The sequence below is a fragment of the Anaerotruncus rubiinfantis genome (assembly GCF_900078395.1).
In the GTDB taxonomy this organism is placed as follows: domain Bacteria; phylum Bacillota; class Clostridia; order Oscillospirales; family Ruminococcaceae; genus Anaerotruncus; species Anaerotruncus rubiinfantis.
Map to the genome: position 1 here is coordinate 146,147 of NZ_FKLA01000009.1, position 14,445 is coordinate 160,591.

13 protein-coding genes are annotated in these 14,445 nt (G+C 58.1%); 3 read left to right on the top strand and 10 right to left on the bottom strand.

The window, feature by feature from the left end; all coding sequences use genetic code 11:
• Positions 1-5 precede the first annotated feature (5 nt).
• Positions 6-440, top strand: coding sequence for a ribosomal protein S18-alanine N-acetyltransferase (gene rimI, locus BN4275_RS06065; protein WP_242863590.1), 435 nt, complete (start codon positions 6-8; stop codon positions 438-440).
• Positions 441-492: 52 nt separating this feature from the next.
• On the opposite strand, the gene ilvN is transcribed toward rimI, so the two are convergent.
• The 10 genes from ilvN to BN4275_RS06115 form a co-directional block, all read right to left on the bottom strand.
• Positions 493-993: an acetolactate synthase small subunit gene (gene ilvN, locus BN4275_RS06070; RefSeq protein WP_066455462.1), complete on the bottom strand. Its 501-nt coding sequence runs from the start codon at positions 991-993 to the stop codon at positions 493-495.
• A complete protein-coding gene (ilvB, locus tag BN4275_RS06075; RefSeq protein ID WP_066460234.1) occupies positions 993-2,609 on the bottom strand; it encodes a biosynthetic-type acetolactate synthase large subunit in 1,617 nt (538 codons plus the stop codon). Before ilvB ends, ilvN begins: the two co-directional genes overlap by 1 nt.
• 32 nt (positions 2,610-2,641) lie before the next feature.
• Positions 2,642-3,688 carry an ABC transporter substrate-binding protein gene (locus tag BN4275_RS06080; protein WP_066455464.1) on the bottom strand — a complete coding sequence of 349 codons (1,047 nt, stop codon included), beginning with the start codon at positions 3,686-3,688 and terminating at the stop codon, positions 2,642-2,644.
• A 778-nt stretch (positions 3,689-4,466) separates the two neighbouring features.
• Positions 4,467-5,372 carry an ornithine carbamoyltransferase gene (gene argF, locus BN4275_RS06085; protein WP_066455467.1) on the bottom strand — a complete coding sequence of 302 codons (906 nt, stop codon included), beginning with the start codon at positions 5,370-5,372 and terminating at the stop codon, positions 4,467-4,469.
• Positions 5,369-6,535 carry an aspartate aminotransferase family protein gene (locus tag BN4275_RS06090; RefSeq protein ID WP_066455468.1) on the bottom strand — a complete coding sequence of 389 codons (1,167 nt, stop codon included), beginning with the start codon at positions 6,533-6,535 and terminating at the stop codon, positions 5,369-5,371. Before BN4275_RS06090 ends, argF begins: the two co-directional genes overlap by 4 nt.
• Positions 6,536-6,553: 18 nt before the next feature.
• Positions 6,554-7,414: an acetylglutamate kinase gene (argB, locus tag BN4275_RS06095; RefSeq protein WP_066460236.1), complete on the bottom strand. Its 861-nt coding sequence runs from the start codon at positions 7,412-7,414 to the stop codon at positions 6,554-6,556.
• A 311-nt stretch (positions 7,415-7,725) separates the two neighbouring features.
• Positions 7,726-8,946 carry a bifunctional glutamate N-acetyltransferase/amino-acid acetyltransferase ArgJ gene (gene argJ / locus BN4275_RS06100; RefSeq protein WP_066455481.1) on the bottom strand — a complete coding sequence of 407 codons (1,221 nt, stop codon included), beginning with the start codon at positions 8,944-8,946 and terminating at the stop codon, positions 7,726-7,728.
• A 21-nt stretch (positions 8,947-8,967) separates the two neighbouring features.
• Positions 8,968-10,008, bottom strand: coding sequence for an N-acetyl-gamma-glutamyl-phosphate reductase (gene argC, locus BN4275_RS06105; RefSeq protein ID WP_066455484.1), 1,041 nt, complete (start codon positions 10,006-10,008; stop codon positions 8,968-8,970).
• Between the two features lie 114 nt (positions 10,009-10,122).
• Positions 10,123-11,505, bottom strand: a complete 1,383-nt coding sequence (argH, locus tag BN4275_RS06110) for an argininosuccinate lyase (protein WP_066455487.1) — start codon at positions 11,503-11,505, stop codon at positions 10,123-10,125.
• Between the two features lie 91 nt (positions 11,506-11,596).
• Positions 11,597-12,820, bottom strand: a complete 1,224-nt coding sequence (locus BN4275_RS06115; protein ID WP_066455490.1) for an argininosuccinate synthase — start codon at positions 12,818-12,820, stop codon at positions 11,597-11,599.
• Between the two features lie 205 nt (positions 12,821-13,025).
• On the opposite strand from BN4275_RS06115, the gene BN4275_RS06120 reads away from it, so the two are divergent.
• Positions 13,026-13,523, top strand: a complete 498-nt coding sequence (locus tag BN4275_RS06120; protein WP_066455492.1) for a flavin reductase family protein — start codon at positions 13,026-13,028, stop codon at positions 13,521-13,523.
• Between the two features lie 178 nt (positions 13,524-13,701).
• Positions 13,702-14,418 carry a class I SAM-dependent DNA methyltransferase gene (locus tag BN4275_RS06125; protein WP_066455494.1) on the top strand — a complete coding sequence of 239 codons (717 nt, stop codon included), beginning with the start codon at positions 13,702-13,704 and terminating at the stop codon, positions 14,416-14,418.
• The last annotated feature ends 27 nt before the right edge of the window (positions 14,419-14,445 follow it).

Below are 14,445 nucleotides of genomic sequence, written 5' to 3' on the forward strand. Positions count from 1 at the left end.
CAACCTTGCAGATCACATCGATGACAGAAAAAGACGTTCCGCTTGTGGCCGCGCTCGAACGGCAGTGCTTTTCACAGCCGTGGAGCGCCCAGGTGCTCGAAGCGGAACTGCAAAATCCCAATGCGATTTTTTACGTCGCCAGAAAGGAGGGGCTGCTGGCCGGCTATGTCGGGATGCATCGGGTGATGGACGAGGGCTATATCGCCAACATCGCGGTGGACGAAGCATTCCGCAGGCAGGGCGTGGCAAAGACGCTTATGCAGGCGCTCCTCACCTTCGCAAAAGAAAAGCGGCTCGGGTTCCTCACGCTCGAGGTGCGCGCGGGAAACCGGCCCGCGATCCAGCTCTACGAGGGACTCGGTTTCGGGGAGGTAGGGCGGCGCAAAAATTTCTACGCAAATCCCACTGAGGATGCGATTTTGATGACCCGCTTCCTGTGAACGCCAAGAGGCCGCCGGCTGTTGCCGGCGGCCTCTTTTGATGGAATCCGCGTTATTTATTTTTGATCTCGATCGCGCCGGAGCCCTTCTGCAATGCGACCATGCCGGTGCGCGCCATCTCGGCCACGCCGTACTGCGAAACCATGTTTAAGAGCAAGTCGACCCGTTCCGGCCGGTCGCAGAATTCGATGGTGAGGGTGGTCTGCGACAGGTCGACGATCTTCGCCTTCATGATCTGGCAGATGTCGATGATCTCGCCGCGGTTCTGCTGGTTTGCGTTCACTTTGATGAGCGCCAGTTCCCGCCGGGTGGAAGCGTCAATCTCCAGGGTTTTGACCTTGATCACGTCGATCTGCTTGTTGAGCTGCTTTTCCACCTGTTCCATCGTGCGCTCGTCGCCATTGACCACAATGGTCATGCGCGAAACGGTCCGATCTTCTGTTTCGCCCACCGCGAGGCTTTCGATATTGAAGCCCCGCCGCGCGAAGAGTCCGGCCGTCCGGGACAGGACGCCCGCCTTGTTTTCCACCAGGACTGAAAGGATCTGTTTCATCAGGTTCCCTCCTTCGGATCGACCACACATTCGAGCACGAACGATTCCGGCCCTTCGAGGAACGCGTCGAGCGCCGCCGGCGCGTCTTGCATATCGGACACCTGCATTGACGGAATTCCGTAGGCTGCCGCGATCCCTGCAATCGACGGACTGCCGGTGAGGTCAACCGCGATTTCACGGTCGCGGTACTGATTCTGCTGAATCTCCCGCACCAGGCCGAGGGCCCCGTTGCGCATGACCACCAGTTTAACCGGCACGCCGTGCTGGTTCATGGTGGCCAGCTCCATCATCGACATCTGGAACGCCCCGTCGCCGCAGACCGCGACCACCTGGCGGCCTGGGGCAGCCAGCTTCGCACCGATGGCGGCGGGCAGCGCGTAACCCATCGTACCCATGCCGCCGGTTGTGAGAAAGCGCCCCTCCCGGACAATGTGGTTTTTTGCCGACCAGATCTGGTTTTCGCCCACATCCGAGACATAGAGAACGTCCTTTTCCAAGCGTTCGGAAAGCAGCCGGATGAAGGCATTGGGATTGATATAACCCGCGCCCGCAGCCGGATGCGCCGGGAACGGCTCCCGCTGGCCATCGAGCCAGCCGATCCACTTATCCCATTCTCCCATGGGATTTTGCTCCACAAGCTGCTCGACCACCAGAGCCGCATCGCCCACAAGCGGGATGGTTGTGCCAAGGTTTTTACCAATTTCAGCCGCGTCGATATCGATATGCACCACAGTCGTCATGCTTTCAAGCGCCCGCGGCGATTGGATCGCCCGGTCGCCCACCCGCGCGCCGATGATGATGAGCAGGTCGCTCTCCTCCACCGCGCGGTTCGCAAGCCCGTCCCCGCTCTGGCCAAGCATGCCGAAATAAAGCGGATGCCCGCTCGGCAGCGCGCCGATCCCCATCATGGTTGTGACAGCGGGCAGGCGGCACTGCTCGCAAAGCTTGCGGACCGCCTTCTGCGCATTTGCCGCAAAGACTCCGCCGCCCAGACAGAGCAGCGGCCGTTTGGCCGCCTTGATGGCGGCGGCAACCCGCTTGACCTGCATCGGATGGCCTTTGAACTGCGGCTTGTAACCGCGGATATTGACCATATGCGGGTAGGAAAAATCGAGCAGTTCCCGCTGGATATCCACCGGCATATCAATGAGCACCGGCCCCTTGCGTCCGGTGGACGCGATATAAAACGCCTCTTTAAACACGCGCGGGATCTCCGCCGCATCCTTCACAAGATAGCTGTATTTGGTGAACGGCTCGGCGGCGCCGGTCGTATCGACCTCCTGAAAGACATCCCGGCCCAGAAGCTCGCTCGAAACCTGCCCGGTGATCGCCACGAGCGGAATGCTGTCCATGTAAGCGGTCGCAATGGCCGTGAAAAGGTTGGTCGCGCCCGGCCCGGAGGTCGCAACGCAGACCGCGGGCCTGCCGGTAACGCGCGCATAGCCGCTGGCCGCGTGGCCGGCATTCTGTTCATTGCGCGTGAGAATATGCCGGATGGACGAATCCACCAGGCTGTCATAAAATGGGCAGATCGCCGCGCCCGGGTATCCGAAGATGGTTGTCACCCCTTCGGCCTCCAGGCATTTGACCATCGCCTGCGCGCCTGTCATCATCATAAAGATCCCCACCAGACCTTTCTTCCTGTCTGCTACTCTATAATCTGTGTCGCGTCGTCAAGATCGAGCATCTCGTCGTCATCATCCGCTTCGCTGTCCGCGTCTTCCGGCACCTCGTCATCCGGACGGCTTTTTGCTTCCTGCACTTTTACGTCCGGATAGGCCTGCGCGAACATCTCCTCCAGCTCGTCAAACATGCGGGGACTCTGCCGCTCGAAGGCGAGCGCATCGAAAGCATACAGCCGCTTATTCTGGTAGGCGGCGGTCGTGCTGTAGACCTTTGTCTCACCAAAATAGGTCTGGTCAATGCTCTGGTCATGAAAAATAATGTCGGGATAAAGATTGACCGCCTGATCTTCCGGATACAGCCAGCCGGTGTACTGTCCCGCGTCGTTATTCACTCCAAGCGCGTCGTTCAAAAGTTTCCCTTCAAAAGTATCGCCGGTAGCCATTGTGAGCGGGACCATCCGCAGATAAATACCGTGCAGGCGGTCGGCAATCCCGTCCGCCGCGTATTTCAGCGCGTCATACCGGGCACGCAGCCCGTCGAAAAACGCCTGCCCATTCTCCTCCCCGTCAACGAGCCCGTCAAGCACGGTCGCTGCGGTCACATAGACCTCCTCCAGCTCGTCCAAGGAATCCGCGCGGCCCAATACAATCACCTGGGCATCCATCTGCTGAAGCTTCACCGTGTCGTCCTGCGAAAGATTGGACGAGGCAAACACCACATCCGGCCCAATCTCTTCAATCGCCGTAAGGTCCGGCGTGGCGGCGGTTCCGCAGCGTTCCAGATCGTCCACGCTCGACGGATAATCGCAATAGTCGCTCACCCCTTCGAGCCGATCGCCCGCGCCGAGCGCACAGATGAGCTCGGTCATCGCCGGAGAGAGCGAGACAATCGTTTCCGGCCGCGCGTCCACATGGATATCCCCAATCGACACCGGATAATTGGGATCCACCACCTCTTCCGGCTCGCTTGGCGCGGAACTGCTGTCATCCGTTTCATTTTTTTTGCAAGCTCCCATCGAGAAAAGCAGGGCGCCCGCAAGAACAATCGCCAGGAATCTTTTCCATTTCATATTCTTAATTCCTTTCGGCCGCAAACATTCTTACCGTTATTTTATCCCATCGCCCGAATAGTGTCAACTTTTGCTCCGCAGGGCCCCTTTCTTGCCCGTCCAAGAAAGGGGCGAAAGAAGACGCGCGGGGAGATCCCCGCGACCCCCTGCGGGCTGTTTGGTTGCCTTCGGCAAAGACAGCCCGCAATCTGCTTAGACAAAACGATGCCTCCCGCGTTTGGCAGCCTGCTCGCCTGGCGGCGAAGCGCGCTAACGCGCGACGGCTGCTCACGGGGGCTTTCCGCCCCCGTGTCTCCCGGTAAAGAGTCGTCTGCGACGACCCGCCGCCTTTGGCGACGGATTCGGGATAAGGAACGCGGGACGGGTTTTCACAACCTTGCGAAAACCGGCTGCGCCGAATAAAGTAAAACAGAGACCGCCGGCCGGCAGTCTCTGTAGGTATCGGGGAGAGCGCAAAAGACCTGCTTGGGTCTGACGTTTCCATCGCGGGGAGCGCGTAACATTGCGTTCAGTCCTGAGCTGACCGTTTGTGGGGAGTGCCCGCGAAGCAAGTTCTGGCAAGGCGTCTGCCAAGGTTTCACAAGGGGACGGCTAGTCCCCTTGTGCGCATTCTTTGGTAACTTTCTTGTGCGCACAAGAAAGTTACTCGTGTGCACGGCGAAACGTGCCAGTGATTCTCAAGCGGCAATGCCGCTTGATTCCCGTGGCGCGCGGCGAAACGCACAAAGTGTGCATGGCGCAACGTGCCCGTCCCGCGTGACGGGACACGCAAACCCAGTCAGCCCATCACTTTGACCATGACGGCCTTCTGGGCATGCAGACGGTTTTCGGCCTCATCGAAGATCTCATCGGCATGCGCCTCGAACACTTCGGCGGTGATCTCCTCGCCGCGGTGGGCGGGCAGGCAGTGCTGCACCATCACGTCGGGTGCGCAGACCGAAAGCAGCTGATCGTTCACCTGGTAGCCAGCAAATGCTTTGTGGCGCTCATCCGCTTCGCCTTCCATACCCATCGAGGCCCACACATCGGTAAAGACCACATCCGCGCCGGCGGCGGCCTGCGCGCAGTCGGAAGTCAGCTGGAATTTGTCTCCATAGGTTTTGGCGAATTCCAGGACGACCGGATCGGGCTGATAGGCTGCCGGGGTCGCGACTGAAACCTGCATGCCGGTCTTGAGCCCGCCGACGATCAGGGAATTGGCCATGTTGTTGCCGTCCCCGATGTAGCACATTTTCACTCCAGAAAGCCGACCCTTATGTTCACGCACCGTCATGAGATCGGCCAGCACCTGGCAGGGATGCGCAAAGTCGGTGAGTCCGTTGATGACCGGGATCGAGCCGTATTTGGCAAGGTCAGAAACCTCCTGCTGGGCAAAGGTACGGATCATGATGCCGTCGAGATACCGGGAAAGCACGCGGGCGGTGTCCTCGACCGGTTCACCGCGTCCGATCTGCAAATCGCGCGCCGAAAGGAAAAGCGCCGAGCCTCCCAGCTGCGCCATGCCCACTTCAAACGAGACGCGGGTGCGGGTGGAGGACTTTTGGAAGATCATGCCAAGCGTCTTGCCCTTCAGATGCTGGTGACGGATGCCGTGTTTGAGTTCATATTTGAGCTGGTCGGCAAAATTCAGGATGTCAATGATTTCTTCGCCCGAAAGATCGAGCAGCTGGAGTAAATGTTTCATATTTCGCTCAGCACCTCACTTAAAATTTTCAGTCCGGTTTCGATCTCCTCATAGGTGATGGTCAGCGGCGGGAGCATCCGCACCTTTTCCTTCGCGGGCATGACGATCAGCCCTTTTTCCAAGCATGCGGCGGACACGCTTTTGCTGCTCAACCCGTCAAATGCAATTCCAAGCATCAACCCTTTTCCAACAACGCCCGCTACATGCGGCATCCTGCGCACCTGATTGGCGATGTATTCACCTTTGGCAAGCACCTCATCGAGCAGCTTCTGGTCGATCTGATCGAGCACAGCGTTCGCGCCCGCGCAGACGACCGGATTTCCGCCGAAGGTGGAACCGTGGTCACCCGGGGCAAAGACCTGCTCGCATTTTTCGCCGAGCAGCACCGCGCCGATCGGCAGGCCGCCGCCAAGTCCCTTTGCCAGGGAAACCACATCCGGTTCGATCCCGTAATGCTCATGGCAGAGGAATTTCCCGCTGCGGCCAACCCCCGCCTGCACTTCGTCGTCCAAAAACAGCACGTCATTTTCCGCGCAGAGTTTTGCCGCGCCCACCACAAAATCTTTGTCCAGCGGAATCACGCCGCCTTCGCCCTGGATCATCTCCATCATCACGCCGCAAACGGTGCCGTCCAGCTTGTCTCTCAGGTCGTCCAGATCGCCTGCCAGGACATAATCAAACCCGTCGGTGAGCGGCAGGAATTTCTGATGAAATTCCTCCTGCCCGGTCGCCGCAAGCGCGGTGATCGTACGACCGTGGAAGGAATTCACCAGCGTAATGATTTTATAACGTTCCCTGCCGTATTTATCGGCGCCGTATTTGCGGGCCGCTTTGATCATGCCCTCAATCGCTTCCGCCCCGGAATTGCAGAAGAACACTTTCTTTGCGATCGTGCGCCCGCAGAGCTTTTGGGCGAGCTCGGCCTGCGGCGCGGAATAATAAAGGTTGCAGATGTGCTGCAGGGTGGAAGCCTGCCGGGTGACCGCCGCCACCCATTTTTCGTTGCAGAAGCCAAGGCTGTTCACCCCGATGCCAGAGGAAAAATCCACATAGCTTTTGCCGTCAAAATCCTTGCAGGTCGCGCCCTTGCCGCTTGCCGCCTCGAGATCGAACCGCGCATAGGTGTTCGCGATATACTGCTGGTCCAGCTCTTTGATTTTCATGTTATTCCACTCCCTTCGTCAGCCCAGGAACATGGTGCCAATACCTTCATCGGTCATCATTTCAATTAAGATCGAATGCGGAATACGGCCGTCTATTATAAAGGCGCGCTTCACTCCGCGGCGCACCGCGTCGACGCAGCAGTCGACTTTCGGAATCATACCGCCTTTGATGACGCCCTGCCGGATGAGCTCCGGCACCTCGCTCGCATTGACCACCGGGATCAGTGTATTCTCGTCGTCCTTGTCGCGCAAAAGTCCCCGGATATCAGTGAGCGAGATGAGGTTCTCCGCATGCAGCTCGGCCGCGATACGGGAAGCCGCCGCGTCGGCATTGATGTTGTAGACGGTGCCGTCCTCCCCGCAGCCGAGCGTCGAGATCACCGGGATGTAGCCCATATCGAGCGCGTCGTGGATCAATTTGGTGTTCACACCGGTCACCTCGCCCACAAATCCCAGATCCACTTCGCTTTTCACCTTCTGCGCCTGGATGAGCTTTCCGTCGATACCGCAAAGCCCCAGCGCCTTGCCCCCCTGCTGCTGCAAAAGCGCTACCAGGTCTTTGTTTGTCTTGCCCGCCAACACCATCTGCACGATCTTGACCGTCTCTTCGTCGGTGTAGCGCAGGCCGTTTATGAATTTGCTCTCCTTGCCGACAGCTGAGAGCATTTCGTTGATCTCGGGTCCGCCGCCGTGCACCAGAACCACCCGGATACCGACCAGCGAAAGCAGCACGATGTCGCTCATGACCGCGGCTTTCAGTTCCGGGTTGACCATCGCGTTGCCGCCGTATTTGACAACAACCACCTTGTTATAGTATTTTTGCAGATAAGGCAGCGCCTGGTTTAAAACGGCGGCCTTGTCGGTATTGCTGATCTTCATATTGCCCACCTCTGTTTTCTCCTGTTTGTATCCCCTTGCCGGCCCCAGCCGTCCACAGGGAGCGCAAAGCGCTGCGTTTTGTCCTGCATCCGACCGTTCCCACCGCTGGGAGCGTATAACGCTGCATTCAGTCCTGAGCTGACCGTTTCCTTGGGAGCGGCTGCGGCGCAGGTCTCGAAGTCTAAGGACGCGGCCGCCGCCTTTGCGAAGCAACCAGCGGCGGTGGGGTTCCAAGGGGTTCCCCCTTGGCGTGTTCTTTTCCCCCTTTCTTGCACGAGCAAGAAAGGGGGCCCGGGCGCCTGGAAGGCGCTTTAAGTCCTGTAGTCGCCATTGATCCGCACATATTCGTAGGTCAAATCACAGCCCCACGCGGTGGCCGTTTCACTGCCCTGGTTCATCTCGATCAGCGTCTGGATCTCACTCTCCAGCAGGATCTCCTTGGCTTTCTCCTCGCTGAAATCGATGCCTGTTCCATTTTTGCAGACCGCGATCTTCCCTTTTGAAGAAGCGAACCAGACATCCACCTTGCCGATGTCGAACGCCGCGTCCGCATAGCCGATCGCGCAGAGTATCCGTCCCCAGTTCGCATCCGCGCCGAACATCGCCGTCTTGAAAAGGCTCGAGCAGATGACCGCTTTGGCCACCGTCCTGGCCGTGGCCTTATCCGGCGCGCCGGACACAGTGCATTCAAGCAGCTTTGAAGCGCCCTCACCGTCTCCGGCCAGCTCTTTGGAAAGGGTTCGGCAGACAATCGTCAGCGCCTCGACAAATTTGAAGTAGTCGCCGTTTTCACAGTCGATCTGTACATTGCCCGCCTGGCCGTTCGCCAGCACGGTGAGCATGTCATTGGTGGAGGTGTCCCCATCCACGCTGATCATATTGAATGTCTCGTCCGCCACTTCCTTGCAGGCCTTCTGCAGCATGGCCGGCGCGATTGCCACATCGCTTGTGACAAAGCAGAGCATGGTCGCCATATTCGGATGGATCATGCCGCTGCCCTTGGCGATTCCGCCCACCGAAGCGATCTTCCCGCCGATTTCGAACCGCACCGCGATCTCCTTGCGTTTGGTGTCGGTGGTCATGATGGCTTCGGCCGCGTCGGCGCTTCCATTCTCCGAAAGCGCCCCCACAAGTTTCCCCATCGCGCCGGTGATTGGGGCAAGCGGCAGCGGCTGGCCGATGACGCCGGTGGAGGCGATGACGATATCATCCTCCGCAATGCCCAGCGCTTTGGCGGCGCTTTCACACATCGCGTTTGCAATGTATTCCCCATCCGCGTTGCAGGTGTTCGCGTTGCCCGAATTGCAGAGCACGGCTTTCGCATAACCATTGGCAATATGCGCCCTGGTTACCGCGATCGGCGCGCCTTTGACCTTATTCTGGGTGTAGACCGCCGCCGCAGCGCAGGGAGCCTTGCTGTAGATCATGGCGAGGTCTTTTTTCTCTTTATTTTTCCGGATGCCGCAATGCACGCCGCCCGCAGCAAACCCTTTGGCGGCACAGACGCCGCCGTCCACAAATTTAAAAGGCATATTCTCGGCTCCTCACTGTCTTTAAAATGCGGGCGGCACAATCGCCAGCCCCGCGGTTTCCTCGAGCCCAAGCGCGAGGTTCATATTCTGGATCGCCTGTCCGGCCGCGCCTTTGACCATGTTGTCCAGCGTCGAAACCACGATGAGGCGGCCGGTGCGCGGATCGCTGTGCAGCGAAATATGGCAGAGGTTTGAAAATTTCACATTTTTCAGGTTGGCAACCGAGCCTTCCGGCAGGACACGCACAAACGGTTCGCACTGATAAAACGACTCGTAAAGGCTTCGGATCTTTTTCTCGTCAAAGCCGGGCATGCGTTTCGCATACATGGTCGAGACGATGCCCCGGTTTACCGGCAGCAGGTGCGGCACAAAGGTCACGGTGACCGGCGCGCCGGAGAGTTCTCCGAGCACCTGTTCGATCTCCGGCGTGTGCCGGTGGCAGGCAACCTTGTAGGGAGCGAACGCCTCGTTGCATTCGGTGTAGTGGGTGTTCAGCGCCAGTCCCCGGCCCGCGCCGGTCGCGCCCGATTTTGCATCGATCACAAGCGTTTCCGGATCGATCGCCCCAGCCTTCATGGCTGGCGCCAGCCCCAGGCACACCGATGTGACATAGCAGCCCGGATTTGCGATCAGCTTTGCCCCCTTCAGAAGACCCCGGTGCAATTCCGGGATCGAATAGACCGCCTGCTCGTGCAACGGCTTGTCGGCGTATTCTCCCTTGTACCAGTTTTGGTAATCCGCTTCATTTTTCAGGCGAAAATCCGCGCCCATATCGATGAAGAGCTTTCCCGCGTCCACGCACCGGCGGGCGATCGGCTCGGAAAGGCCATGTGGCAGCGAGCCGAAAACCACATCGGATTTTTCAGCGACGGCCGCCTCGCCGCAGAGTTTGTCGTCAAGGATGCCGGTGAGCTGCGGATAGACTTCACTGATTCTCTGGCCTTCAAAGCTGACCGAAGAAATTGCCGCAAGTTCGACGTCCGGATGGGTCAGCAGCAGCCGGACGATCTCCAGCCCGGCGTAACCGGTGGCGCCAATGACGCCCGCCCTTATTTTTTTCATAGAACACACACTCCAAACCAAATTCACAAACAAAAACCATCTCGGCGCTTAGGCCCGGATGCCCCCGCGCCCCCCGCGCCCCCGCAAACCTTCGGGAAGGTTTCGCCGAAGCTTTTATTTCGCCGCCGCGGCGAGGAATTCCCGCACGAGCGCGATCTGCTTTCGCACTGCCCGCGGCGCGGGGCCGCCTTCGCTCGTGCGGCCGTTCACACAGGCCATGAGGTCGATCGCCTCATAAATGTCTTCCGAGAACAGTCCGTTCGCCGCCTGGTAGTCTGCGAGCGGCAGCGTCTCGAGCGTGAGCCCTTTTTCAATGCACAGCGCCACCAGCGTACCGGTCGTTTTATAAGCGTCGCGGAACGGGACGCCTTTCTTGGTGAGGTAGTCCGCGCAGTCGGTCGCGTTGATGAAGCCTTTCGCAGCCGCCGCGCGCATATTTTCTTTCAGGACGGTCATCGTCCGCAGCATCGGCGTGAAAGTCGAAAGACTCAGCTTCACCGTATCGACCGCGTCAAAGATGGCCTCCTTATCTTCCTGCATATCTTTGTTGTAGGCGAGCGGCAGCCCCTTCATCATGGTGAGCAGGGTCATCAGATCGCCGTAAACCCGCCCGGTCTTGCCGCGGATAAGCTCGGTCACATCGGGATTTTTCTTCTGCGGCATGATGCTCGATCCGGTTGCGAACGCGTCGTCCAGCTCGATAAATTTGAACTCCCACGAGCACCATGCGATGATCTCCTCCGAAAAGCGGGAAAGATGCATCATAATGGTAGAAAACGCGCTGCAAAGCTCAATGCAGAAATCCCGGTCGGAAACGCCGTCCAGGCTGTTGGCGGCGGGCGCCGTGAAGCCGAGCGCTTTGGCGGTCATCTGCCGGTCGATCGGATAGGTCGTCCCGGCGAGCGCCCCGCTGCCCAGCGGGCAGAAATTCATCCGTGCCGCCGCATCCGAAAGCCGTTTTACGTCGCGGCAGAACATATTCGCGTAGGCCATCAGGTGGTGCGCCAATGTAATGGGCTGCGCGCGCTGCAGATGGGTGTAGCCCGGCATGACCGTTTCGAGATGTTCATCCGCCTTGCCGGCAAGCTCCCTGATGAGGTCAAGCAGGAGGCCGGAAACGCTTTTCGTCTCCTCGCGCAGATACATCCGCAGGTCAAGCGCGACCTGGTCGTTGCGGCTGCGGGCGGTGTGCAGGCGCTTGCCCGCGTCACCGATGCGCGCGGTCAGCTCCTGTTCAATGAACATGTGGATATCCTCCGCGTCCGGGTCAAAGAGCAGTTTCCCGCTTTTGAGATCCGCATGGATACCTTCCAGCCCGTCGCAGATCGCTTCCGCGTCGCCCTCCGGAATGATCCCGTTCGCCGCGAGCATCCGCGCGTGCGCCATCGAACCCATCAGGTCCTGTTCATACATCCGTGAATCAAACCGGATGGAAGAATTGAAATCGTTCACCCGGCTGTCGGCTTCCTTGGCAAAACGTCCCGCCCACATCTTCATAGAAAAATCCCTCAGCCTTTCTTTTAGAACAAGCGGCTGTAACACAAAGGGCAAACCTGCCTTTTGTGTTACAGCCCCGTCGTTTGTTTTGTTATTTGATCTTTTTTTCGTCGAGCAACGCCTTCACCTTAAGCGGCAGACCAAACAGGTTGATAAAGCCCGCGGAATCCGCCTGGTCATACACATGGTCCTCGCCGAAGGTTGCGATCTCTTCGGAATAGAGCGAGTACGGAGAGGATGCACCCGCGCCGATAATATTGCCCTTGTAGAGCTTGAGCTTGACGTCGCCGGTGACCGTTTCCTGGGTCTTGTCGACGAACGCGCTCATTGCTTCGCGCAGCGGGGTGTACCATTGGCCGTTATAGACCAGCTCGCTGAACTTGATGGCCATCTGCATCTTATAGTGCTGGGTCTCCTTGTCAAGGCAGAGCTCCTCGAGCGTCTGATGCGCCTGGTAGAGAATGGTGCCGCCGGGGGTCTCATAGACGCCGCGGCTCTTCATGCCGACCAGCCGGTTTTCGACCATGTCGATGATGCCGATGCCGTTTTCGCCGCCGAGCTTATTGAGCTTTTCGAGCAGTGCGACCGAATCCATCTTGACGCCGTCGAGCGCGACGGGCACGCCTTTTTCAAAGCTGACGGTGACATAGGTGTCCTTGTCAGGGGCCTGCTCGGGTGTAACGCCCATCTCCAGGATTTTTTCATAATCCGGCTCGTTTGCGGGGTCCTCAAGGTCGAGGCCCTCATGCGAAAGGTGCCAGAGGTTCTTATCCTTCGAATAGTTGGTCTCGCGGTTGATTTTGAGCGGGATATTGTGCTCCTCCGCGTAGGCGATCTCCTTCTCGCGGGAATTGAGCTCCCAGAAGCGCCAAGGGGCAATGATGCCCATATTCGGCGCGAAAGCCTTGATGGTCAGCTCAAACCGGACCTGGTCGTTGCCTTTGCCGGTGCAGCCGTGGGCAATCGCGTCGGCGCCCTCTTTTTTTGCGATCTCGACAAGACGTTTGGCGATGATCGGACGGGCAAAGGAAGTGCCCAGCAGATATTTCCCCTCATAAACCGCGCCGGCCTTTACTGTGGGAATGATGAAGTCGTCGACGAATTCCTTGGTGAGGTCCTCAATGTAGATTTTGGAAGCGCCGGTCTTGATGGCCTTTTCTTCCAGCCCCTCAAGTTCTCCGTCCCCCTGGCCGACATTGGCGGCCACCGCGATGACTTCGCAGCCGTAATTTTCTTTGAGCCACGGGATAATAACCGATGTGTCCAACCCGCCGGAATATGCAAGAACAACTTTTTTATACTTTATCTGCTCCATTTTAAACACCCTCCAGTGGTTAATCATTCATTATGCACCCTATTATACATCATAATTATACAATTACAAGCCAATTTTTGCATGAATATTCATCTTATTCACTTTTTTATTGGTTGCTATTGCACAAAAGGGGGTTCTTTTCCCCGCCTGTAATGCTATAATGGAAGTGAAACATCCGGTAAATCAATCCGAAAGGTGGATTCTTATGCAAAGCATCTCCGTATACGACCTGACGCAGAACCCTTTTCAGCTGATCGGCAAACAGTGGGCGCTCATCACCACCCGCCGCGGTGAGAAAACAAACACGATGACCGCCAGCTGGGGCGGCGTGGGCGTGCTGTGGAATAAGCCGGTGGCCTATATTTTCCTGCGCCCGCAGCGGTTCTCCCGCGAACTGCTGGACGATACCAGCCTTTTCTCAGCCTGCTTTGTCCCGGAGGAATTCCGCAGCCAGCTTGGCTACTGCGGCGCGCATTCCGGCCGAAATGAAGATAAGCTCGCCGCCTGCGGCTTCACTTCCGGCACCCTGGATGGCGCGCCGGTCATCTCCGAAGCGGAGCTGGTCCTCACCTGCCGCAAGCTTTACCGCCAGCAGTTCGATCCCGCCTGTTTCATCGACCAATCGCTCGACGCGGCCAACTATCCGGGCAAAGATTACCACATCCTCTATGTTGCGGAAATCCTCGGCGCCTACCAAAAGTAAATCCGGTCCAAAAGCATAAAACCGGCGCGCAGCTTTTTGCTGCGCGCCGGTTTTATGCCCCTAGGTACGGGTTAATTTTTACTATACCAGAACCGAAAGAAAAAGTCTATTCTTTTTTTATTTTACGGGTTACAATGGGGATGTGATATCACAAAAAATTACTTTCAGGAGGTCTTTCATGCCTGCGAATTTTGAAACGATCGCCGACTACTACGATATCATGTATGTGGACCCGGCGGAATACCGCGCGGAGGCACAAAAAGCCGCCGCGCTGATCGAAAAATACAAAACCTGTCCAAACCGCCGCCTTTTGGATCTGGCCTGCGGTACCGGCGAGCAGAGCCGCACCTTTGCGGAATCCTTCGCGGTAACCGGCATCGACCTGAGCGAGGAGATGCTCCACGCGGCCGCCCGCAAGGTGCCGTCCGCTGAATTTCTGCCCGCGGATATCTTCGATTTTCACTTTGACGAACCGTTCGGCGCGGCGGTCAACCTCTACGGAAGCATCGGCTTTGCACGGGGTTACGACCAGCTTCGCGACGGGCTGCGGTGCGTGTATGACTGTCTCACGCCGGGCGGGGTTTTTCTGCTCACGCCATGGGCCACGCGGGAAACCTTCCGGGAAGGGATCGTTTCCCAGAGCGGCGAACGGGATGGGATCCATTTCTGCCGGATGGAAACGGTGAAGCGGAAGGCGCCGCAAGCGGTCGAGGTTGAGATGTTCCATCTGGTCGAACAGGACGGGGCGGTCCAGCAATTCCACCACCTTCAAAAAATCACCCTATTCTCCGAGGCGGAATACCGCGCCGCGCTCGCACAGGCGGGCTTTATCCTGCGCGAACGGCTTTCGGAAGCGGAATTCCGGATGGGCGCGTTCGTCTGCACCAAAGCGTAAACAATAAGGGAAGCCCCGCTTTCGACG

Coding starts and splice junctions, on each gene's coding strand:
- ilvN (WP_066455462.1), bottom strand. CDS start 993: ATGAAACAGATCCTTTCAGTCCTGGTGGAAAACAAGGCGGGCGTCCTG.
- ilvB (WP_066460234.1), bottom strand. CDS start 2,609: ATGATGATGACAGGCGCGCAGGCGATGGTCAAATGCCTGGAGGCCGAA.
- BN4275_RS06080 (WP_066455464.1), bottom strand. CDS start 3,688: ATGAAATGGAAAAGATTCCTGGCGATTGTTCTTGCGGGCGCCCTGCTT.
- argF (WP_066455467.1), bottom strand. CDS start 5,372: ATGAAACATTTACTCCAGCTGCTCGATCTTTCGGGCGAAGAAATCATT.
- BN4275_RS06090 (WP_066455468.1), bottom strand. CDS start 6,535: ATGAAAATCAAAGAGCTGGACCAGCAGTATATCGCGAACACCTATGCG.
- argB (WP_066460236.1), bottom strand. CDS start 7,414: ATGAAGATCAGCAATACCGACAAGGCCGCCGTTTTAAACCAGGCGCTG.
- argJ (WP_066455481.1), bottom strand. CDS start 8,946: ATGCCTTTTAAATTTGTGGACGGCGGCGTCTGTGCCGCCAAAGGGTTT.
- argC (WP_066455484.1), bottom strand. CDS start 10,008: ATGAAAAAAATAAGGGCGGGCGTCATTGGCGCCACCGGTTACGCCGGG.
- argH (WP_066455487.1), bottom strand. CDS start 11,505: ATGAAGATGTGGGCGGGACGTTTTGCCAAGGAAGCCGACAGCCGGGTG.
- BN4275_RS06115 (WP_066455490.1), bottom strand. CDS start 12,820: ATGGAGCAGATAAAGTATAAAAAAGTTGTTCTTGCATATTCCGGCGGG.
- BN4275_RS06120 (WP_066455492.1), top strand. CDS start 13,026: ATGCAAAGCATCTCCGTATACGACCTGACGCAGAACCCTTTTCAGCTG.
- BN4275_RS06125 (WP_066455494.1), top strand. CDS start 13,702: ATGCCTGCGAATTTTGAAACGATCGCCGACTACTACGATATCATGTAT.